The organism is Nocardioides lacusdianchii, from assembly GCF_020102855.1.
Classification (GTDB): domain Bacteria; phylum Actinomycetota; class Actinomycetes; order Propionibacteriales; family Nocardioidaceae; genus Nocardioides; species Nocardioides lacusdianchii.
Genome location: NZ_JADHZD010000010.1, coordinates 139,867 through 159,991, shown reverse-complemented (window position 1 = coordinate 159,991; position 20,125 = coordinate 139,867). Strand labels below are relative to the sequence as shown.

At 70.8% G+C, this 20,125-nt stretch carries 19 protein-coding genes; 7 read left to right on the top strand and 12 right to left on the bottom strand.

Translation table 11 applies throughout. The features are described from left to right. Nucleotides 1-215 precede the first annotated feature (215 nt). Entirely contained in the window at nt 216-635 is a 420-nt protein-coding gene (locus IRX98_RS15345; RefSeq protein WP_224278199.1) for a VanZ family protein, read from the bottom strand. A gap of 185 nt (nt 636-820) precedes the next feature. On the opposite strand from IRX98_RS15345, the gene IRX98_RS15340 reads away from it, so the two are divergent. From IRX98_RS15340 to IRX98_RS15330, 3 genes are all read left to right on the top strand, one after another. Further along, nucleotides 821-1,237, top strand: coding sequence for a helix-turn-helix domain-containing protein (locus IRX98_RS15340; RefSeq protein WP_224278198.1), 417 nt, complete (start codon nt 821-823; stop codon nt 1,235-1,237). Nucleotides 1,238-1,286: 49 nt separating this feature from the next. Continuing rightward, the gene (locus tag IRX98_RS15335) at nt 1,287-2,009 is read left to right on the top strand and encodes a hypothetical protein (protein ID WP_224278196.1); all 723 of its coding nucleotides are present in this window, start codon (nt 1,287-1,289) and stop codon (nt 2,007-2,009) included. Nucleotides 2,010-2,109: 100 nt separating this feature from the next. Further along, on the top strand, nt 2,110-2,403 hold the full coding sequence (locus IRX98_RS15330; RefSeq protein ID WP_224278194.1) for a DUF2516 family protein: 294 nt from the start codon (nt 2,110-2,112) through the stop codon (nt 2,401-2,403). A 4-nt stretch (nt 2,404-2,407) separates the two neighbouring features. Here the strand turns inward: IRX98_RS15330 and IRX98_RS15325 are convergent, their stop codons facing one another. The 4 genes from IRX98_RS15325 to IRX98_RS15310 all read right to left on the bottom strand — a co-directional run bounded on the left by IRX98_RS15325 (nt 2,408) and on the right by IRX98_RS15310 (nt 8,681). Then, on the bottom strand, nt 2,408-3,829 hold the full coding sequence (locus IRX98_RS15325) for a sugar nucleotide-binding protein (protein ID WP_224278192.1): 1,422 nt from the start codon (nt 3,827-3,829) through the stop codon (nt 2,408-2,410). Further along, nucleotides 3,826-4,824, bottom strand: coding sequence for a dTDP-glucose 4,6-dehydratase (gene rfbB, locus IRX98_RS15320; RefSeq protein ID WP_224278190.1), 999 nt, complete (start codon nt 4,822-4,824; stop codon nt 3,826-3,828). The genes IRX98_RS15325 and rfbB overlap by 4 nt, the downstream gene beginning before the upstream one ends. 10 nt (nt 4,825-4,834) lie before the next feature. After that, nucleotides 4,835-6,718 carry a DUF4012 domain-containing protein gene (locus tag IRX98_RS15315; RefSeq protein WP_224278188.1) on the bottom strand — a complete coding sequence of 628 codons (1,884 nt, stop codon included), beginning with the start codon at nt 6,716-6,718 and terminating at the stop codon, nt 4,835-4,837. Nucleotides 6,719-6,788: 70 nt separating this feature from the next. Further along, nucleotides 6,789-8,681, bottom strand: a complete 1,893-nt coding sequence (locus IRX98_RS15310) for a DUF4012 domain-containing protein (RefSeq protein ID WP_224278185.1) — start codon at nt 8,679-8,681, stop codon at nt 6,789-6,791. 55 nt (nt 8,682-8,736) lie between these two features. Here IRX98_RS15310 and rfbA point away from each other — a divergent pair, with 55 nt between their 5' ends. Continuing rightward, a complete protein-coding gene (gene rfbA / locus IRX98_RS15305; protein WP_224278183.1) occupies nt 8,737-9,603 on the top strand; it encodes a glucose-1-phosphate thymidylyltransferase RfbA in 867 nt (288 codons plus the stop codon). A 114-nt stretch (nt 9,604-9,717) separates the two neighbouring features. Here the strand turns inward: rfbA and IRX98_RS15300 are convergent, their stop codons facing one another. After that, the gene (locus tag IRX98_RS15300) at nt 9,718-10,653 is read right to left on the bottom strand and encodes a GDP-mannose 4,6-dehydratase (protein WP_224278181.1); all 936 of its coding nucleotides are present in this window, start codon (nt 10,651-10,653) and stop codon (nt 9,718-9,720) included. Continuing rightward, nucleotides 10,650-11,630 (bottom strand): GDP-mannose 4,6-dehydratase, encoded by a 981-nt coding sequence (gmd, locus tag IRX98_RS15295; RefSeq protein ID WP_224278179.1) that lies wholly within the window; start codon nt 11,628-11,630, stop codon nt 10,650-10,652. Before gmd ends, IRX98_RS15300 begins: the two co-directional genes overlap by 4 nt. 42 nt (nt 11,631-11,672) lie before the next feature. Here gmd and galE point away from each other — a divergent pair, with 42 nt between their 5' ends. Together galE and IRX98_RS15285 are read left to right on the top strand one after the other, a co-directional pair. Beyond that, nucleotides 11,673-12,686 (top strand): UDP-glucose 4-epimerase GalE, encoded by a 1,014-nt coding sequence (galE, locus tag IRX98_RS15290; protein WP_224278177.1) that lies wholly within the window; start codon nt 11,673-11,675, stop codon nt 12,684-12,686. Next, nucleotides 12,683-13,447: an N-acetylmuramoyl-L-alanine amidase gene (locus tag IRX98_RS15285; protein WP_224278176.1), complete on the top strand. Its 765-nt coding sequence runs from the start codon at nt 12,683-12,685 to the stop codon at nt 13,445-13,447. The genes galE and IRX98_RS15285 overlap by 4 nt, the downstream gene beginning before the upstream one ends. 13 nt (nt 13,448-13,460) lie before the next feature. Here IRX98_RS15285 and IRX98_RS15280 read toward each other — a convergent pair whose 3' ends face one another. Next, nucleotides 13,461-14,363 (bottom strand): dihydropteroate synthase, encoded by a 903-nt coding sequence (locus IRX98_RS15280; protein ID WP_224278175.1) that lies wholly within the window; start codon nt 14,361-14,363, stop codon nt 13,461-13,463. Between the two features lie 30 nt (nt 14,364-14,393). On the opposite strand from IRX98_RS15280, the gene IRX98_RS15275 reads away from it, so the two are divergent. Continuing rightward, complete coding sequence (locus IRX98_RS15275; protein ID WP_224278174.1) at nt 14,394-15,071, top strand: dihydrofolate reductase family protein; 678 nt, start codon at nt 14,394-14,396, stop codon at nt 15,069-15,071. A gap of 7 nt (nt 15,072-15,078) precedes the next feature. Here the strand turns inward: IRX98_RS15275 and IRX98_RS15270 are convergent, their stop codons facing one another. The 4 genes from IRX98_RS15270 to IRX98_RS15255 all read right to left on the bottom strand — a co-directional run bounded on the left by IRX98_RS15270 (nt 15,079) and on the right by IRX98_RS15255 (nt 20,105). Beyond that, the gene (locus tag IRX98_RS15270; protein ID WP_224278173.1) at nt 15,079-16,995 is read right to left on the bottom strand and encodes a pectate lyase-like domain-containing protein; all 1,917 of its coding nucleotides are present in this window, start codon (nt 16,993-16,995) and stop codon (nt 15,079-15,081) included. Nucleotides 16,996-17,085: 90 nt separating this feature from the next. Next, nucleotides 17,086-17,613: a type 1 glutamine amidotransferase domain-containing protein gene (locus tag IRX98_RS15265; protein ID WP_224278172.1), complete on the bottom strand. Its 528-nt coding sequence runs from the start codon at nt 17,611-17,613 to the stop codon at nt 17,086-17,088. Nucleotides 17,614-17,791: 178 nt separating this feature from the next. Further along, nucleotides 17,792-18,742 carry a type IV toxin-antitoxin system AbiEi family antitoxin domain-containing protein gene (locus tag IRX98_RS15260; RefSeq protein ID WP_224278170.1) on the bottom strand — a complete coding sequence of 317 codons (951 nt, stop codon included), beginning with the start codon at nt 18,740-18,742 and terminating at the stop codon, nt 17,792-17,794. A gap of 202 nt (nt 18,743-18,944) precedes the next feature. After that, nucleotides 18,945-20,105 (bottom strand): acyl-CoA dehydrogenase family protein, encoded by a 1,161-nt coding sequence (locus IRX98_RS15255; RefSeq protein WP_224278168.1) that lies wholly within the window; start codon nt 20,103-20,105, stop codon nt 18,945-18,947. Between the last annotated feature and the right edge of the window lie 20 nt (nt 20,106-20,125).

The window sequence follows — 20,125 nt, the reverse complement described above, 5'->3', positions numbered from 1 at the left end:
CCGGTTTCCAGCCGTGATCGACGATCAGACGCGCCAGCTTGAGCCGGGCGCGCGGGGTCAGAGCAGCGTTTGCATGGGTAGCGTGGGACACGAAGGCCTCCTGGGTGTGAAGCGGTTCCTTAGACAGCTCCACTCCACATCGGGAGGCCTTCACCCATCTACGACATCAGATCGTGTCGTCACACGTTCTCGACCAACGTGCCTGGGCATCACAACTAGTCCTTGCTCGCCAGCACCTTGACGAGGCACCAGGCCGCGAGGGCGCCGCACGCTGCCCCGGCGGTGTTGGCCACCACGTCCGAGTGCGTCGCCATCCGCTCCGGCATGGTGGTCTGGATCGCCTCGACGAGCATCGACACGGCAAACGCCCCAGCAATCCAGGCGCTGACCACGATCGATGGGCGCAGGACGTAGCCGAGGAACGACAGCGGGACAAACGCCAGGACGTTGAGGCCGAACTCGACCCTGCTGCGCTGCAGGAGCTCGGCCGGAGCATCGAGGCGGGCCCCGACCGACATCGCGTCCTGCACCAGCCCCGACGGGACGGTTCCGGAGGGCGTGAGGAGCACGTAGGCGAGTGCGCCGGTGTAGGCCAGAAGCGCGACACCGACGAGGAAGCGGAAGGACGCCGGCACGGAGCAAGGTTAGGCGTCCGCTGCTCGGGTGCGGAATCGCCTCGCGTGCGGATGGCTCCGCATGCCACGAGATGGGACTTGCTGCCTTCCAGCTAGCGCTGAAGATGCATACAATTTAGCAGTTGTGAGCGCAGTCACCCTGCCAGGACTTGGTTTTTGCTAACAGGTGTTAGCACAATGGAGACATGGCCAAGGACAAGAGCACCAAGACGAGCAAGGCTGTCGTCGGCTCCCTGGGCTCGCTGGGCGACTCGTTGGGCGACTACCTCAAGGAGCAGCGCTTGGCCGCCCAGCTCTCGCTGCGGCAGCTGGCCGACCAGGTCGGCGTCAGCAACCCCTACCTCAGCCAGATCGAGCGGGGCCTGCGCAAGCCCTCCGCCGAGGTGCTCCAGCAGCTGGCCCGCGCACTGCGGGTCTCCGCGGAGCAGCTCTACGTCCGCGCGGGCATCGTCCACCCCGACCCCGGCCAGGCCGGTTCCGTCGAGCTGGCGATCCTCGCCGACCCCGGTCTCACCGAGCGGCAGAAGCACTCGCTGCTCGACGTCTACGCGTCGTTCCTCGCCCTGAACGAGCGCGACGCCCCCCAAGCCATCCAGGACTGAAACCCGACCCGACCACCCGGGTCGGGACATCCACCAGAAGGAGCAGGACATGGCCACCGCCAAGTTCGACATCAAGACCGAAGCCCTCAAGCCCGTCCTCGCCGGTGTCGGCGTGACCGACCTCGCCGTCGAGGCCGTCCGCGAGGCCGTCGCCGACGTGCAGAAGCGCGTCTCCGCCGTGCAGAAGGACGTCACCACCCGCGTGAACGACGTCCAGAAGACCGCCACCGACCCGAAGGCGCTGCGCAAGCAGGCCCAGGCCCGCCGTGCCGCCGTCGAGGCCCGCGTCGCCGAGCTGCAGGCCGAGGCCAAGGCGTACCCCGCCAAGGTCACCACGCAGGTCACCACGCTGGTCGACGAGAACGTCGCGGCCGCGAACGCCACCTACACCGAGCTGGTCAAGCGCGGCGAGTCCCTCGTGGGCCGCATCCGCCGCCAGGAGTCGACCAAGGCGACGGTGAAGTCCGCGAAGACCACCGCCACCAAGGCCAAGACCACCGCCACCCAGGCCAAGAAGGCCGCCGAGGCCAACGTCGCGGCCGCCGACAAGACCGCCGCGACCAAGGTCGCCCCCAAGCCGAAGCCGACCGCCAAGAAGGCGACCCAGAAGGCTGCCGGCAAGAAGGCCGCCGCCACCACCGCGCGCAAGACCGCGGCGAAGAAGACGGCCACCGCGCAGAGCAGCGCCAAGGCCACCGCGACCGCCGCCACCAAGACCGCGACCACCGCGGTCAAGGCCGTCGCCGACGCCGCCGAGAAGGTCGGCGACTGAAGAGCACCAGCCGATGAGCAGCAGCTGATGCTGTTCTGACACGCACGAGGCCCCCGTCCGCGAGGACGGGGGCCTTCTGCGTTCGCCTACTCTTGTCCTCGTGACCATCTACGCGTTCCAGGGCACCCTCATGCTGGTCGTGCTCGTCGTGCTGCTCGCGGTCAAGGGATTCGCGTTCATCAACTCCCTCACCTACTCCGCCGAGGCCTACGACGCCGCAGGCAAGCTGACCAAGCAGGCGTGGTGCGCGATCACGGGCCTCGGCTTCGCCGCGCAGCTGATCCTCATCAGCTACTCGCCGTTGGGGATCATCCACCTGGTCTTCACGATCGCGTCGCTGGTCTACCTCGCCGACGTACGCCCCGCGCTGGCCGAGGTCACCTCGCGCCGCTGATCGCTCAGCGGGCGAGGTAGCGGTCGAGCGCGACCAGCGCGTCCTCCGGCTCGAAGCCGGTGGCCCGGATCTTCGCCAGCGACAGCGCGGAGTTGAGCGGGCGTGGGGCGAACGGGTTGCCCTGCGCCAGCACGCCCTCGGCGTACGCCTCGGTGGTGGTGCCGGAGACGTCGTCGGCGCTGCGACCGGAGCGCTCGAAGACGGCCTGCGCGATCTCGCGCCACGACATCGCCGGCCCGCCGTTGGACAGGTTGTAGGTGCCGAAGTCGGCGCCGCTGTCGAGCAGGTGGGTGGTGGCGCGGACGAGCTCCTCGGTGAAGGCGAGGCGGCCGACCTGGTCGTCGACCACGCTGGGGGAGACGCCCTTCTCCGCCAGCGACTGCATGGTGCGCACGAAGTTCTTGCCCTCGCCGATCACCCATGACGTGCGGATGAGGTAGTGGCGCGGGGCCAGGCCCACGGCGAGGTCTCCGGCGGCCTTGGACTGGGCGTAGACACCGAGCGGGGAGAGCGGCTCGTCCTCGGTGTGGCCGGGGTCGAGGGGCACGGTGCCGTCGAAGACGTAGTCGGACGAGTAGTGGACCAGCGTGAACCGGTGCTGGCGGGCGAGCCCGGCGAGGAGCGCGGGCATCGTCGCGTTGGCCGACCACGACGCGACGCGGCCCTCGGCGGTCTCGGCGGCGTCGACGGCGGTGTACGCCGCTGCGTTGAGCACCACGGCGTACTCGTGCCACGGCCAGGCGGCGACGGCCTCGCTGTCGGTCAGGTCGAGCGCGGTGACGCCCTCACCGGCGAACAGGTCGACCCGGTCGGCACCCGGGTGGGCGGCGTGCAGGGCGCGACCGAGCTGGCCGAGCGCACCGACGATGAGCGTCTTCTTGGGCGCGATGGCCGTCAAGGGGTCGAGCGCCGGGTTGTTCTGGTCCTTCTCGCTGATGATCGCCTCGGTGAGCGGGATCGGCCAGTCGATGGCGACCGTCGGGTCGTCGAGCGAGAGGGCGGGGTAGGAGATGCCCGGGCGCCAGTGCTCGTTGACGAGGTAGGTGTAGGCGGTCGCGTCCTCGAGGGTCTGGTAGCTGTTGCCGACCCCGCGCGGCACGAAGACTGCCACCGAGGTGTCCATCTCGAGGGTGAAGGTCGCGCCGAAGGTCTCGCCCTCCCGCATGTCGACCCACGCGCCGAAGATCCGGCCGGTCGCCAGCGAGATGAACTTGTCCCACGGCTCGGTGTGGATGCCGCGCGTGACGCCGCGGTCGGAGTTGAAGGAGACGTTGTTCTGGACCGGGCCGAAGTCGGGAAGGCCGATGGCCAGCATCTTCTCCCGCTGCCAGTTCTCCTTGAAGAACCCGCGGTCGTCGTCGCGGCGGTCGAGGCGTACGACGACGAGGCCCGGGATGGGGGTCGTCTCGAGCGAGGGAAGGCTCACTGGCCCTTCTCCGCGTACTTCGCCTCGACGGCGTCCTTGTGGGGGCGCCACCAGTCCTCGTGCGTCTGGTACCACTCGATGGTGTTGGCCAGGCCGGACTCGAAGTCCTGGAACTGCGGCGCCCAGCCGAGCTCCTGGCGCAGCTTGCCCGACTCGATGGCGTAGCGCAGGTCGTGGCCGGCGCGGTCGTTGACGTGCTCGAAGTCGTCGGCGTCCTTGCCCATCATGGTGAGGATCAGGCGGACGACCTCGAGGTTGTTCTTCTCGCCGTCGGCGCCGATGAGGTAGGTCTCGCCGATGCGGCCCTTCTCCAGGATCGTGAGCACGGCCGAGGAGTGGTCGTCGGCGTGGATCCAGTCGCGGACGTTCTCGCCGGAGCCGTAGAGCTTGGGGCGGATGCCGTCGATGACGTTGGTGATCTGGCGCGGGATGAACTTCTCGATGTGCTGCCAGGGGCCGTAGTTGTTGGAGCAGTTGGACACCGTCGCGCGGACGCCGAAGCTGCGCACCCAGGCGCGGACGAGGTGGTCGGAGCCGGCCTTGGAGGCGGAGTAGGGGGAGGACGGGTTGTAGGGGGTGTCCTCGGTGAAGCGCTTCGGGTCGTCGAGCTCGAGGTCGCCGTAGACCTCGTCGGTCGAGACGTGGTGCAGGCGCTTGTCGTGCTTCCGCACGGCCTCGAGGATCGTGTAGGTGCCCAGGATGTTGGTCTTGATGAACGGGCTCGGGTCGTTGAGCGAGTTGTCGTTGTGGGACTCCGCCGCGTAGTGGACGACCGCGTCGTGGGCCGCGACCAGCGGGTCGACCACGTCCTCGTCGGCGATGTCGCCGACCACCAGCTGCACCCGGTCCTCGGGCAGCCCGGCCAGCGACTCCTTGCTGGCCGCGTAGGTCAGCTTGTCGAGGACGGTGATGCGCAGGTCGGTGTGGTCGACGAGGTGGTGCACGAAGTTCGACCCGATGAACCCCGCGCCCCCGGTCACAAGAAGGCGTTCCATGCGGGGGAGTCTAGGGGCGAGCGACGATCTCGAAGACTTCGGTGGTCTCGAGGGCGTCCGTGCGGTAGGTCACGGTGCGGGGTCCCGACGGCGTCCACCCTGCCGGCAACGCACCGGCCTCGTAGCCCTGCGGGAACCGCAGCCGGACCTCGACGGACTGCGGGTTCACGGTCGCCTGAGGGTCGATGGTGAGGCCGTAGGCGAGGCTGCCGTCTGACTCGACAGTGGCCGCGGCCGGGACGTCGTACTCGACGACGAGCTCGCGGCGCGCCTGGGGCGCGAGCTCCATGGACTGGCGTTGGAACGTCTGGTCGTAGAAGTTGCCTCGGCGGACCCTGACCGGCTCCCCGTCGATGGTCCCGCCGGTGAACTCGGCACCCTCGGGCAGCACCGTCAGCACGCTGCTGAAGTTCCACCTGGTGAAGTAGCCGAACTGCGGGTCCACGCCCTCCTGGGCGTACGGGGGGGAGTCGTTGTGGATCTGCACGGTGAGCCGCACGCGGGCACTGCCGTCCTTCCGCACGTCGACCTCGGACCGGACCGCTCGTCGCTGCCAGTAGTCGCTCTTGCTCGGCACCCGATTCTGGGTGAAGACGCCGATGTAGTCCCGCTCCGCGTCACCCAGCTCACCGGTGAGGCCGAGATCGGAGAAGACCGCCTGCTCCTCCGGGTCGCGGAGGTAGACAGCGAAGCGGCGTTCGTCCGCTGCCCGGGCGAGGGCCTTGGCAGTGTCGAGCGGGTCTCCCGAGAGCAGCCGCTCGGAGAACAGCGGCGCGAGAGCGCGGTTGATCTCCTTGCGTTGCGCCGGGTCGCTGTACTCGTCGTAGCTGCCGACCAGCGTCTCCACCAACGTGTCCGGGGTGATCGTCCCCAGCGTTGGCACGTTGATCGGCCCGGTCAGTGCGACGAGGTCGGCGAGGGCGGGCACGTCGATGACCACGACGCCCGCCAGGCGACGCCCGCGAAGGCTGCGCCACGCGTTGGCCAGCTCGTTGCCCGAGACCCGCCAGTCGGGGGCCATCGTCGAGGTCAGGACCTTGAGGCGTCCGCGGTGGAACGGGTTGCCCTTGACCTTCTTCCAGTAGATCGACTGAGCCGTGCCTGGCGCGGTGCTGGTGTCGACGACGTCACCCATGGACAACTGGCCCTGGGACAGGTCCATCGTGGTGAAGGTCAGCGGAGTGCCGCCGGAGTAGCGCAGCTCCGACGGATTCAGCAGCGCCACGAGGTACTGACGGTCGGCCTGGGAGCCGAGCATCAGGGGGAGCTCGGCGAGCAGCGGTTGCGCGGTCGCGAGGCCGTCGACGAGTGGCTGCATCTGCTCGACCACCTCGTTGCGCGCCTCGCCGAGCCGGTCGCCGGCCACGAGCCTGTCATCCGCCACGTCGTCCAGCTCAGCACCGGCCTGGTCCACCAGCGAGTCGACCTCGTCGACGTCGTCGATCACGGTCGCAAGGACCTCGAGGTCGACGTTGCCGTCGTCGACCAACGTCGACCGGTCGCTGTTCACGCGCGAGACCAGGCCGACACCGACCTCGGCCACGGACGTGAGGTCGTCGAGGGCGTTGCCCAGGCGCCGTACGTCGCGCACCGGGCCACCCGCGACCGGGACCCAGCTCCACACGTGGCCGCCCACGCCCTGCACGGCACCCTGCACCTCATCAGCATGGGAGCGGGCACTCCTGACCGCCTGCTCAGCAGCCTCTACGTCGCCGGACTCGAGGGCGGCCTTTGCAGTCTCGAGGTCAGCCCGGGCGGCCTCTGCGGCGGCGGGAGCGTGGCGGAAGGGGAGGGCCAGGAGCCCGAGCGCGACGACGACGAGCAAGAGCCCCCCGCCGATCAGCAGGAGGCGCCCCCGCGTGGAAGACGGAGTGGCACGGCGCAACAGACCCATGGGTGCCATGGTCGCAAAGCACCCCACGTGCTCCCAAAAGCCCGGCCCGTGCCCCAGACGTGCTCGTGGGCTACGGAGTCGTGACGCCGGTGATGCTGAAGCTGGGCTGGGTGACCAGGCCCGGGTCGTCGTACGTCGCCCGGCCGGGCCCGGAGCGGGTCCAGCCCTCAGGCAGGTCGCTGACGTCGTAGCCCTCGGGCCACTGCACGCTGACCTTCAGCGCCTGCGGGACGACCATGCCCTGCGGGGTGGCGTCGAGGCGGTAGGTGAGGGTGCCGTCGTCGCGGGCGACCGCGGCGGCGGGGACGACGTACTCCAGCACGGCCTCGCGGGTGGTGCGCGGCGGGAGCGTGATGCCGAGCAGCTTGTAGGGGCGGCCGTAGTAGTCGAAGACCTTCGTGCCGACCTCGCGACCGGCGACCACTGCGCGATCGACCTCGACGCCCTCGGGCAGGAAGACCCCCAGGCGCATGCCGTTCCAACGCGTCCGGGCGGCGCCGCCGCGGGGGTCGCCGTAGAGCTCGTTGGCGTAGGGCGGGGAGTCGTTGAAGACCGAGATGGTGAGTGTCACCGCTGCCGAGCCGTCCTCGCGCAGGCGGACGTCGCTGGTCACCGCGCGGCGCTGCCAGTAGTCGGACTTGCTGCGGTTGGTGTTCTGGTTGAAGACGCCGATGTAGTCGTGGTCGGTCCCGGACAGCTCGCCGGAGAGCCCGACCTCGGCCGCCGCGGACTGCACGTCGGGGTCGCGCATCCACATCGCGAAGTGGCGCCCGCGGGCGGAGTCGCGCAGGGACTCGACCTTCTCCAGGCCCTGGCCCGGCCCGAGGAGCTGGTCGGCGAAGAGCGGGACCAGGGCGAGGTTCAGCTCGTGGCGGGCCTCGTTGTCGGGGAAGGCGTCGTAGTCGCCGACCATCTTCTGGGTGAAGTTGGAGGAGTCGATCCGCCCGTAGATCGGGACGTCCACGGGCCCGGTGACGCGGAGGAGATCGGCCAGGGCAACGACGTCGACGGCGATCAGGCCGTCGGTCTCCTCCCCGACGATGCGCTCCCAGCCACGCAGCAGCTCCTCGCCCGAGACCGACCAGTCGGGGGCGTAGGTCGAGGTCGACAACCGCAGCTTGCCGTTGTGGAACGGGTTGTCCGCCACGCGCTCCCACCTGCCCACGCGGTAGAGCTCCTGGTCGGTGGTGTCGCGCGCCTCGCCGATCGTCAGCCGGCCCTCGCTCACGCGCATCGGGGCGAGCGTCAGCGGCGCGCCGCCGGAGAAGCGCTGCTCGCTGGGGTTGAGCAGGGCCAGCAGGTAGGTGCGGTCGTCGTCGGCGCCGAAGAGGTCGGGGAGCGCCGCGGCGAGCGGCTTCGCGCGGCGGGCGCTGGCGGCGAGGGGCTCGACGACGTCGGTGGCCTCGTCGCGCGCCTCCGCCAGGCGGGTGCCGACACCGAGCGCGGAGTCGTTGACCTCGCTCAGCTCGATCTGCGCGGTGTCGAGGTGGAGGCTCGCCTCGTCGACCGCGCCCACCAGCGTCCGGAGGGTCGGCATGTCGACGGATCGGTCCTCGAAGAGGGTCGCCCGGTCGCCGTTGATGGCCGGCCACGCCTCGACCGCCACCTCGGCGGCGGTGGTCAGGTGGTCGAGGGCGTTGCCGAGGTGGCGTACGTCCGAGACCGGCTCGCCGACCACGGGCACCAGGCTCCAGACGTCGCCGCCGATGCCCTGCATAGCGTCCTGCACCTCGTCGGCGTGGCGGCGCGCACTCTGGATGCTGGCCTCCGCGGAATCGACGTCGCCGTTGGAGAGCGAGGTGCGCGCGGACTCGAGGTCGGCGCGGGCGCTCTCGGCGTTGCCGGGCGCCTTGAGGAAGGGGATCGCCAGCAGGCCCAGGACGACGACGAGCAGGAAGAGGCCGCCGATGACGCTGGAGGGTCGCACCAGCCGTCGTGCGGAGGACGGACGCGAGGACGGCATGTCTCACATGGTGCCGCAGGGCACCGAGCGCCATGGCCACATTAGGGTGGGGCGCATGCGTGGAATCATCCTGGCCGGTGGCACCGGCTCGCGACTGCACCCGATCACCCAGGGCATCAGCAAGCAGCTGGTCCCGGTCTACGACAAGCCGATGATCTACTACCCGCTGTCCACGCTGATGCTCGCCGGCATCCGGGACGTGCTGATCATCACGACGCCCCACGAGGCCGACGGCTTCCACCGGCTGCTCGGTGACGGCTCGCAGTTCGGGATCAACCTGACCTTCGCGGTCCAGCCCTCGCCCGACGGGCTGGCGCAGGCGTTCGTCATCGGCGCCGACCACATCGGCGACCAGCGCTCCGCGCTCGTGCTCGGCGACAACATCTTCTACGGCTCCGGCCTGGGCCACCAGCTGCTGCGCTTCTCCGAGCTCGACGGCGCCGCCGTCTTCGGCTACCACGTGGCCGATCCCCGGGCGTACGGCGTCGTCGAGTTCGACGACCAGGGCCGCGCGCTGTCGCTGGAGGAGAAGCCCGAGCACCCCAAGAGCGACTTCGCCGTCCCGGGGCTCTACTTCTACGACAACGACGTGGTGCAGTACGCCTCCGAGCTCGAGCCGTCGGCGCGCGGCGAGCTCGAGATCACCGACCTCAACCGCCGCTACCTCGAGGAGGGGCGCCTCCACGTCGAGGTGCTGCCGCGCGGCACCGCCTGGCTCGACACCGGCACCTTCGACTCCCTCAACGACGCCTCCAACTTCGTGCGCACCATCGAGGGCCGCCAGGGCTTCAAGGTCGGCGCGCCCGAGGAGGTCGCCTGGCGCATGGGCTGGCTCTCCGACGACGAGCTGGTCGAGCGGGCCGGGCCGCTGCGCAAGAGCGGCTACGGGGAGTACCTGCTGGGGTTGCTGCAGCACGGGTGAGGGCGTTCCCCGGTGCCGTCGCGTTCCCCGGGTACCCGGGGAAACTGGAGCCTCCACCCCGAAGTTTCGGGGGCGAGGCTCCAGGTTGAGGCGTGAACCCCGGGCGTACGACGCTCAGGTGAGGTCGGCGGCGACCATCCGCGCCACGATCTCCTCGAAGCCGACCGTCGGCGCCCAGCCGAGGACCTCGCGGGCCTTCGACGCATCACCCACCAGCTCGGTCGGGTCGGCGGGGCGGAAGAACCGCTCGTCCTGGCGCACGAGGTGCTCCCAGTCGGTGACCCCGGCGGCCGCAAAGGCGGCGGCGACGAACTCGCGCACGGAGTGGGCGCGCCCGGTCGCGACGACGTAGTCGGACGGCTCGTCGGCCCGCGCGGCGCGCACCATCGCGTCGACGTAGTCGGGCGCCCAGCCCCAGTCGCGGCGGGCGTCGAGGTTGCCGAGCACCAGCTCGTCGGCGTCGCCGCGGGCGATCGCGGCCACCGTCGAGGTGATCTTGCGGGTCACGAAGCGCTCGTGGCGGCGCGGCGACTCGTGGTTGTAGAGGATCGCGCTCGACACGTGCAGGCCGCGCTGGCGGAAGACGCGGGCGGAGAGGTGCGCGAAGGCCTTGGCGGCGCCGTACGGGTTGAGCGGCGCGACGGGCGTCGACTCGGTCTGCGGCGACTCGGCCGGCTCGCCGAAGATCTCGGCGCTGGAGGCCTGCACGAGGCGTACGTCGCCCACGAGGCGCGCCGACTCCATCAGCGCGACGGCTGCCTGCCCGTTGACGTGGGCGGTGAGGTCGGACTCGTCCCACGACTGCGCGACCGAGCTGATCGCGGCGAGGTTGTAGACCTCGCTCGGCGCGACCTCGCGCACCAGGTCGCGGGTCGCCGCGAGGTCGCCGAGGTCCCCGGTGTGGAGGACGACCTCGTCGGGGCAGTGCGCCGGGTGCCCGTCGGCGGACAGCACGAGGGCGTGGACCTCCATGCCCTCGCCGACGAGACGCTCCGCGAGGTAGGTGCCGTCCTGGCCGCCGATGCCGGTGATGAGGGCCCGAGCCGTCACCAGCCCGCCTTGACCGCCGCGATGTCGCTGTCGACCATCATCGCGACGAGCTCGGGGAAGGACACCGTGGGCGTCCAGCCGAGCTTGTCCTTGGCCTTCGAGGCGTCGCCGATGAGCAGCTCGACCTCAGCGGGGCGCATGAAGCGCGGGTCCTGCGTGACGTGCTTGGTCCAGTCGTCGATGCCCACGTGGGCGAAGGCGAGGTCGAGGAAGTCGCGGATCGAGTGGGTCTCGCCGGTGGCGATGACGTAGTCGTCGGCCTCGTCCTGCTGGAGCATGCGCCACATCGCCTCGACGTAGTCGCCGGCGTAGCCCCAGTCGCGCTGCGCGTCGAGGTTGCCGAGCGCCATCGAGTCCTGCTGACCGAGGTGGATCCGGGCGACGGCCTGGCTGATCTTGCGGGTCACGAACTCGGGGCCGCGGCGCGGCGACTCGTGGTTGAACAGGATGCCCGAGGAGGCGTGCATGCCGTAGGACTCGCGGTAGTTGATGGTCATGTAGTGGCCGTAGACCTTGCTCACGCCGTAGGGCGAGCGGGGCCAGAGCAGGGTGCTCTCCGACTGGGGCACCTCCTGCACCTTGCCGAACATCTCCGAGCTCGAGGCCTGGTAGAAGCGGATCGACGACGGGTCGTCGCCGGCGTGGAGGCGTACGGCCTCGAGCATGTTGAGCACGCCCATGCCCGTCACGTCGCTGGTGACGAAGGCGTTCTCCCAGGAGTAGGCGACGAACGAGATCGCGCCGAGGTTGTAGACCTCGTCGGGCTGGGAGTCGCGCATCGCGCGCATCAGGCTGGACAGGTCGGTCAGGTCACCGTTGTGGAGCTGGACGTCGGGGACGACCTTCTCGACCAGCTCGCGACGGGGGTTGTTCTGGCCGCGGATCAACCCGTGGACGTCGTACCCCTTCTCGAGGAGGAGCTCGGCGAGGTAGAGGCCGTCCTGGCCGGTGATTCCGGTGATGAGAGCGCTGGGCATGCCCGCAGTCTGTCAAAGCCTGCGGTCGTTAGGGTGATCGGCATGAAGATCCTCGTCAGCGGCGGCGCCGGCTACATCGGCTCGCACACCGTCATCCAGCTCGTCGCCGCCGGCCACGACGTCGTCATCGTCGACAACTTCAGCAACTCCCACCCGGTGGTGCTGGGGCGGATGGAGTCGCTCACCGGCACCAGCCTGCCGATGCACTCCTTCGACCTGTGCGACCACGACAAGACCGAGCACCTCTTCGCCACCGAGGACTTCGACGCGGTGATCCACTTCGCGGGCTACAAGGCAGTGGGCGAGAGCGTGGAGAAGCCGCTCGACTACTACGAGAACAACCTCGGCTCGACCTTCTCGCTCGTGCGGGCGATGCAGAAGCACCACGTGCACAAGCTCGTCTTCTCCTCCAGCGCCACCGTCTACGGCACCGACCAGGCCGGGGCGACCGAGGACCAGCCCACCTTCGCGACCAACCCCTACGGCTGGACCAAGGTGATGCAGGAGCAGATCCTGCGCGACGTCGCCGCCGCCGACCCGGACATGCGCGTGGCGCTGCTGCGCTACTTCAACCCGGTCGGCGCGCACGAGTCCGGCACGATCGGCGAGGACCCCTCGGGCAAGCCCAACAACCTGATGCCGTTCATCGCGCAGGTCGCGGTGGGCAAGCGCGAGAAGCTGTCGGTCTTCGGCGACGACTACGACACCGTCGACGGCACCGGTGTGCGCGACTACATCCACGTCGAGGACCTCGCGGCCGGGCACGTGGCCGCGCTCGAGGCGCTGACCACCACCACCGAGAGCGTCAACACCTGGAACCTCGGCTCCGGCCACGGCACCAGCGTGCTCGAGCTGCTGCACGCCTTCGAGCGGGCCGTCGGCCGCGAGCTGCCCTACGAGGTCGTGGCCCGACGCCCCGGCGACGTGGCGACGTCGTACGCCGACCCGTCCAAGGCCAACGCCGAGCTGGGCTGGAGCACCAGGAAGACGATCGACGAGATGGCCGCCGACGCGTGGCGCTGGCAGGAGCAGAACCCGCGCGGGTTCGCCGGGTGAGGCGGCGGCTCGTCCCCGCCCTCCTGCTGGCGTCGGGCGTTGCTCTCGCGCCGCCGGCGTCCGCCGTGCCGGTGGACGCGCAGCGGGCCGCCGCTCCACTCGCGGAGCGCACGGTCGTCGTCGACCCCGGCCACCAGCTCGGCAACCGCAACTTCCCCGCGCGCATCAACGCCCCCGTCCCGGCGGGGGGCTTCACCAAGCCGTGCAACACGACCGGTACGGCGACCGCCGGCGGCTACCCGGAGGCCACCTTCAACTGGCAGGTCTCGCGCCGCGTGGTCCGGCAGCTGCGCGAGCTCGGGGCGACCGTGCGCCTGACGCGCCACAGCAACCGCGACGACCGCTGGGGACCGTGCGTCGACGCGCGCGGCCGGGCGGGCAACGCGATCGACGCCGACCTCAAGCTGTCCATCCACGCCGACGGGTCGTACGCCGCCGGCGCGCGCGGCTTCCACGTCATCGCGCCGGCCGACCGGGCTCCGTGGACCGACGACATCCACGACTCCTCGATGGTGCTGGCTGCGCGGGTGCGTACGGCCCTGCTGGCGCATCGCTTGGGGCTCGCCACCTACGTCGCCGGCGGCGACGGGCTCGACGTCCGCTCCGACCTGGCCACCCTCAACCTCTCCGACGTGCCGACGGTGGTGGTCGAGCTCGGCAACATGCGCAACGCGGCCGAGGCGCGGGTGATGACCTCGCCGAGGGGTCGCGCCCGCTACGCCCGCGGGCTGGTGTCCGGGGTGCGGGCCTTCCTGGGCTGAGGCACGGCCGGCGTCAGCGCACCGCGAGCTCGGCGACGCCCCGGAGCACGCTGCGCAGGTGCGGCACCTCGTGGGTGCGGAGCAGGTGCGTGCCGCCCAGCGCGGCGAAGACGCCGTAGAAGCCCTCGGCCTTGCGGAACTCGTCGCCGAAGATGTCGTAGGAGTGGGGGACCGCGTTGCAGACGGGCACGCCGAGGGGCCGCAGGCGGAAGACCTGCGCCAGCACCCGGGCCTGGTGGCGGGCGCGCGTGGGCGGGTCGACGAGGTTGCCGTAGTAGAAGCCCATGCCGGGGTCGACGACGACCTTGTCGACGCCCAGCGAGCGGGCGTGGGCGATGCGGGGCGCGAAGTGGTCGAGCAGCACCGGCATCGGGTCGGCGTCGGGCGGGACGTCGGCGATCTCGCGGACGTTGGCGGTCTCGCCGAAGCACATGACGACAGCGGCGTCGTACTCAGCGGCGAGCGCCAGCATCTCGTCCTCGTGCTGGCGGCCGGTCATGTTGAGGATGCGGGCGCCGGCGTCGAGGCAGGCGCGCACGACCTCGGGCTCGTAGGTCTCGACCGACACGATCGCCTCGTCGGCCAGTCCCTTCACCGCCGGCACCAGGCTCGCGACCTGGTCCTCGGCGGAGACCCGGGCAGCCTTCGCGTTGCTCGACTCGGCACCGAGGTCGATGACGCCCGCACCCTGCGCGACCTGGATCCGGCCCATCCGGACCGCGTCAGCCGGGCTGGTGGCCACGCTCTCGCGGTAGGTCGAGTCGCGGGAGAGGTTGACGCACCCCATCAGGGTCAGCGGGCCGTCGCCGATGACGACGGGACCGCGGGGACCGTCGAGGACCACGGGCGCCACCGGGTGCTCCCATGCCGCGCCGTGGTCGTTCTGCAGCGCCGCCAGGTCCGCAAGGGTGATCACGCCTGAAAGGGTAGGGGGCAGGATGAAGCGGTGAGCGAATCCCTCGAGCTGCAGCGGCTGGCCGACCTGTCCGACGACGAGCTGGCGGCGGCGTACACGCCGTCACGGGAGCCGTGGCTCCGCGTCAACTTCGTGAGCACCGTCGACGGTGCCGCGCAGGGCTCCGACGGCGTCAGCAAGAGCATCAACAACGACGCCGACAAGCGGGTCTTCGACGCGCTGCGCAGGCGCGCAGACTGCCTGGTGGTCGGCGCCGGGACGCTGCGCGACGAGGGGTACGACGTCCCGTCGATCCCGCTCGTGGTCGTGAGCCGCTCGGCCGACCTGCCGCCGACGCTGGCCGACGCCCCGCGCGGGCGGATCCTGATGGCGACCGTGGCGTCGGCCGACGGGCTGGCGAAGGTCCGCGAGGAGCTGGGGGAGGAGCACGTGCTCGTGCTCGGCGAGGACGAGATCGACCTGGCCCTGCTGAAGGCCACGCTGGCGGAGCGGGGCTGGGGCGAGCAGCTGTGCGAGGGCGGGCCGTCGCTGTTCGCCGACCTGCTCGCCGCCGAGGTCGTCGACGAGCTGTGCTGGACGATCGTGCCGGCCCTCACCGGCGGCGACGCCGTACGCATCGCCACCGGCGCGGAGGTGGAGGTCGCGCTGCGTCCCGCCCTGCTGCTGGAGCAGGACGGGACGCTGCTGGGGCGCTGGCTGGTGGAGTGATCCCGGATCAGGGAGCCGGGTAGTCCACCACGTAGCTCGGGACGCCGGGCGCGTTGCTGTCCACGCGCGCCCCGGTGTCGTTGACGACGTGCTCGATGCTGCCCGCCTCGAGGTTGACCGTCAGGACGTGGTGGAGGCGTACGCCGGCGCGCTCGGGCACCTCGAAGCCGCTCTCGGTGGTGATCGAGGGGTCGTTGCGGTTGAAGACGTAGACCCCGCCGCCGTAGAGCTGGTGGCGGCGAACGTCGTCGGCGACCTTGTAGCCGGCCCAGCCGAGCGTGCCGTCGGGACGGGTCCAGTCGGCCTGCGAGGGCGGGTCGTAGGGCAGCTCGTTCTGGTAGAGCACGACCTCGCCCCGCTCGCCGTTCCAGATGGTGTTGAACTCCTGGTAGTGCTCGACGAAGAGGCCGGTGGCCCGCACGCGGTCACCGTCGACGATCACGCCGACGCGACCGATGTTGGTGTTCCAGCGGTCGGTGTCGCCCACCGCACCGGCTGTGAAGCCCTCGACGCCGTGGTCGGCACGCCACACCCACGCGTGGTCGATGAGCACGTCGTCGGCGTCGATGCGAAGGGAGACGTCGGCCTTGCCGATGTGGGGGCCGCCCACGCGGAAGTAGACGTCGTTGAGCGTCGTGGTCGGCGCCGCGGCCGCCGGGCGGTTGTCGCCGGAGCGGCCGGGACGGCCCTGGATGTGCATCAGGTTCGGCGAGAGCCGGGTGCCGGCGTCGATGGTGACGCCCGCGACGACCACGCCGGTCGCCTCGGGGCGTACGACGACGGGGGTGGCGCCGCCGACGGCCGTGAGGGTGGCGTGGCCCAGGCCCAGGACGACGGTGTCGTCACGGCGGATCACCAGGCTCCGGTCGACGTCGTACACGCCGGGGGTGAGCAGCAGGTTCTTGCCGCGGTCCAGCGCCTTGGCGATCGTTCGGGCGGACTGGTCCGGGCTGGCGACGTGGAAGGCCGAGAGCGGCAGGTCCTTGCCGGCGGTGGTGCCGCCGGCCCAGCTGGTGCCGCGCGAGTCGGTGCGCACGCTCGGCACGCGGACCTGCCAGTCGCCGTCGTCACCGAGGTGGAGGTAGGGCTTCTCGCGGCTCAGGGGGGTCTGGTCGAGCGTGGTGTAGGGCGGGGTGGGGAACCCGGCCTCGGAGGGGGCGCCGATGGTGCCGGCGAAGACCTGGTTCCACACGCCGTTGGACCAGTTCGCGACCTCGCTGTTGCGGGTCAGCCACTGCTGCTGCGAGCCGTTGATCACCTCACCGGCGCGGGAGTCGGCGAGGTAGCCGCCGCTGGCGAACTGCGGACCCTCGGTGCAGTAGTCCATCAGCGAGAGGTTGCCGCCGCGGATGTCGACGCGGCGCAGCGAGGCGGCCTGCGAGGTCGCCCAGAAGTTCGCCGACGCGCGGCAGCCGTCCTGGCCGGTGCCGTTGACGTCGATCGTGAGGTTGGACAGCGAGCGCCAGAAGTTGTTGAGCGCGACGCAGTAGGGCTGCGTCGGGCCGTCGGTCAGGCAGCGGTTGTAGACCTCGACCTTGCCGTTGATCACGACGTCGGACGGGTCGGCGCCGAGGCCGGCGACCTCGGTGTAGTAGCCGACCTTGATCTGCAGCGGCTCGCTGGGCGTGCCGTAGGTGCCGGGGAGGAAGAGCAGGCTCCACCGCTCCTCCGACATCTCGGCGTCGACCTGCTGCTGCCAGATCGCGTCCGCCTGCTCGCGGATCTCCGCCGTCGGCATGCTCGGGTCGAAGACGATGACGCGGTCGCCGAGGTCAGGCGCCTCGACGGGTGCGGCGGCGGGTGCCGCGCTGCTGGGGGCGATGGTGGGAGCGGTGAGCCCGACGGCGGTCAGGGCGAGGGCCGTGAGAGCGGCACGCAACGACGTACGACGACGTCGGCGGGGGTGCGGAAGCGGATGGGACATGGGGGACCTCCCGGGTGTGAGAGCGCTTCCACTCAGGATGCACCATCCGTGTGACCACCGCCACACCCGGGGGTCCGCCCCTGAGACGGACTAGCCCGCGAGGGTGTCGAGCAGCGCCTGCGAGAAGGCCGGGATGTCGTCGGGGTTGCGGCTGGTGATGAGGTTGCCGTCGACGACGACCTCCTCGTCGACCCACTCGCCGCCACCGTTGCGGATGTCGGTCTGCAGGCTCGGCCAGCTCGCGACCCGCTTGCCCTGCACCCGGTCGGCCTCGACGAGCGTCCACGCCGCGTGGCAGATCGCGGCGACGGGCTTGCCCGAGTCGACGAAGTCACGGATGAAGGCCACGGCCTCCTCGTCCATGCGCAGGGCGTCGGGGTTGGCGACGCCGCCGGGCAGGACGAGCGCGTCGTAGTCGGCAACGGCCACGTCGGCCACGCGACGGTCGACGCGCTGGGTGCTCGACTTGTCGAGGTGCTGGAAGAGCTGGACCTCGCCCTCGTCGAGCGAGAGGAGCTCGGCGGTGTGGCCGGCGTCGACGGCGGCCTGCCACGGCTTCGTGAGCTCGACCTCCTCGACGCCCTCGGATGCGGTCAGGAATGCGATTCGCTTGGACATGCCTCCACGCTCGCTCGCGGGTGGGTGGGCGACAACCGCCTTCGGGGTGGGGGCTGGGGGTGGCCTTGCGTCGCGTCTCGCGCCGCGTTCCCCGGGTACCCGGGGAAACTGGAGCCTCACCCCCGAAGTTTCGGGGTGGAGGCTCCAGTTTGAGCCAGTGAGCTCCGCGCCCGTGCGCTCAGGCGGCCCTGCGCCGTGACTCGAGGATCTTGCGGATCCGCGCCGCGAGCTGTTGGGGCGCCCCGAGCTGGGCCCACGTGACGCGGATGCAGACCCAGCCGGTGAGCTGGCAGATGCGCTCCTCGCGTTCCTTCTCCCGCAGCAGGAACTCCTCGAGCGTCTCGCCCGGCCGCCGATGGAGCTCGTACTTGATCCTCCCGTCGAACTCCAGGAACACACCGAGCTCGACCCACGCGAAGTCCACCCGCGCGAACCTCGCGCCGCGCTCGTCGAGGATCCAGACCTGGGGCTCGGGCATGAGCAACCCCTGGCTGTAGAAGAAGTACGCCGTACGCGACTCGCCCGCCGACTCCCGCCGCCCGTCCGCCAGGCGCAGCACGACGTTGGTGCGCAGGCTGTTGGGCCACCACCGGGTGCGGTGGGCGAACTGGCGTACGCCGCTCGTCGTCGTCAGCCCTGCGTGGAGCAGGCCGTCGACGGTGATCAGCGCAGACTCGACGGTGGAGACGGTCGTGATCTCGACGGCGCAGCGCGTGGCGAGGGAGACAGGCACACCGTTGACCACCTTGACGTGGTAGCCCGGCATCGAGCCGGCGTGCTGCACGCGGTCGCACTCCTTGCGCCCGGCGCGGCCGTCGGTGCGGGTGGTGTGGACCTTCGTGAGGTCGTGGCCCCACACGGGAACGCCCTGCTCGATCGCCGAGGACACGTGGGTGAGCACCGTGCTGGGATGGGCTCGCGCCAGGACAGCCCGCGACAGCACGCGGTGACGGTCGGCCGGGCTGAGGGAGTCCCACAGCGTCGCGTCGCAGTAGCTGCCGTGCCGTACGCGGTGCAGCTCGCCGCTCTTGACCCTCGTGCGGATCTGGCGGTCCGTGTAGCCGGAGTCGAGGAGCTCGCGCCTCAGCACGACGACGCCGGTGAGGTCGATGAGGTCGGTGGTGGACATGCAAGCCGACTGCCCGGCGGCCGGGGTGCCGAACCCCGCGATCTGGCGCCTGTGGACAGACCGCCGCTTCGGCAGGTTCGTCGGCGGCCTCGACGCGGAGGCTTCGGGTGCCGAACTGGAGCCTTGCCCGCGAAGTTTCGGGGTGGAGGCTCCAGTTTCCCCGGGTACCCGGGGAACGCGACGGCGGGGAAGGCAGCCCGCCTCAGCCGATGGCGCCGGCGTTGTCCTTCGCCAGCGAACGCGAGATGACCATCCGCTGGATCTGGTTGGTCCCCTCGAAGATCTGCATCACCTTCGCCTCACGCATGTAGCGCTCGACGGGGAAGTCACGGGTGTAGCCGTAGCCCCCGAGGACCTGCACGGCGTCGGTGGTGACCTTCATGGCGTTGTCGGTGGCGACGAGCTTGGCGACCGAGGCCTCGCGGGAGAACGGCAGGCCGGCGTCCTTGAGGCGCGCAGCGTGCAGCATGCTGGCGCGGGCCGAGACGATCGCGGCCTCCATGTCGGCGAGCACGAAGGCCAGGCCCTGGTGGTCGATGATCCGCGAGCCGAACGTCTCCCGCTCACGGGCGTACGCCACTGCGGAGTCGAGGGCGCCCTGGGCGAGCCCGACGGCCACGGCGGCGATGCCGAGGCGGCCGGAGTCGAGACCGGCGAGCGCGATCCGCAGGCCGTCGCCCTCGTTGCCGAGGAGGCGGTCGGCGTCGATGCGTACGTCGTCGAAGCGCATGGTCGCGGTGGCGGAGCCGGTGAGGCCCATCTTCCGCTCCGGCGGGTCGGCGGACAGCCCCTCGGTGTCGGACGGCACGAGGAAGCAGGAGATGCCGTTGCGGTCGTCGGAGGTCCGCGCCATCACCTTGTAGAAGTCGGCGTGGCCGCCGTGGGTCGTCCACGCCTTGGCGCCGTTGAGGACGTAGGAGTCGCCGTCGCGGCGCGCGGTCGTACGCATCGCCGCGGGGTCGGAGCCCGCGTGCGGCTCGGAGAGGCAGTAGGCGCCGAGCAACTCGCCGCCGAGCATGTCGGGCAGCCACCGCGCCTTCTGCTCCTCGGTGCCGAACTCGGCGAGGCCGAAGCACGAGAGCGCGTGGACGGACACGCCCACGCCGACCGAGGACCACACCGCGCCGATCTCCTCGAGCACCTGGAGGTAGACCTCGTAGGGCTGGTCGCCGCCGCCGACCTCCTCGGGGTAGGGCAGCGACAGCAGGCCGGCCTGGCCGAGCATGCGGAAGACCTCGCGCGGGAACGTCTCGGTGGCCTCCGCCTCGGCCGACCGCGGCGCGAGCTCCTTGGCGGCGATTTCGCGCGTCAGGGCGAGCAGGTCGCGGGCCTCGTCGGTGGGCAGCTGGCGGCGTGCGGTCATGTGACGCACGTTACCGGCGT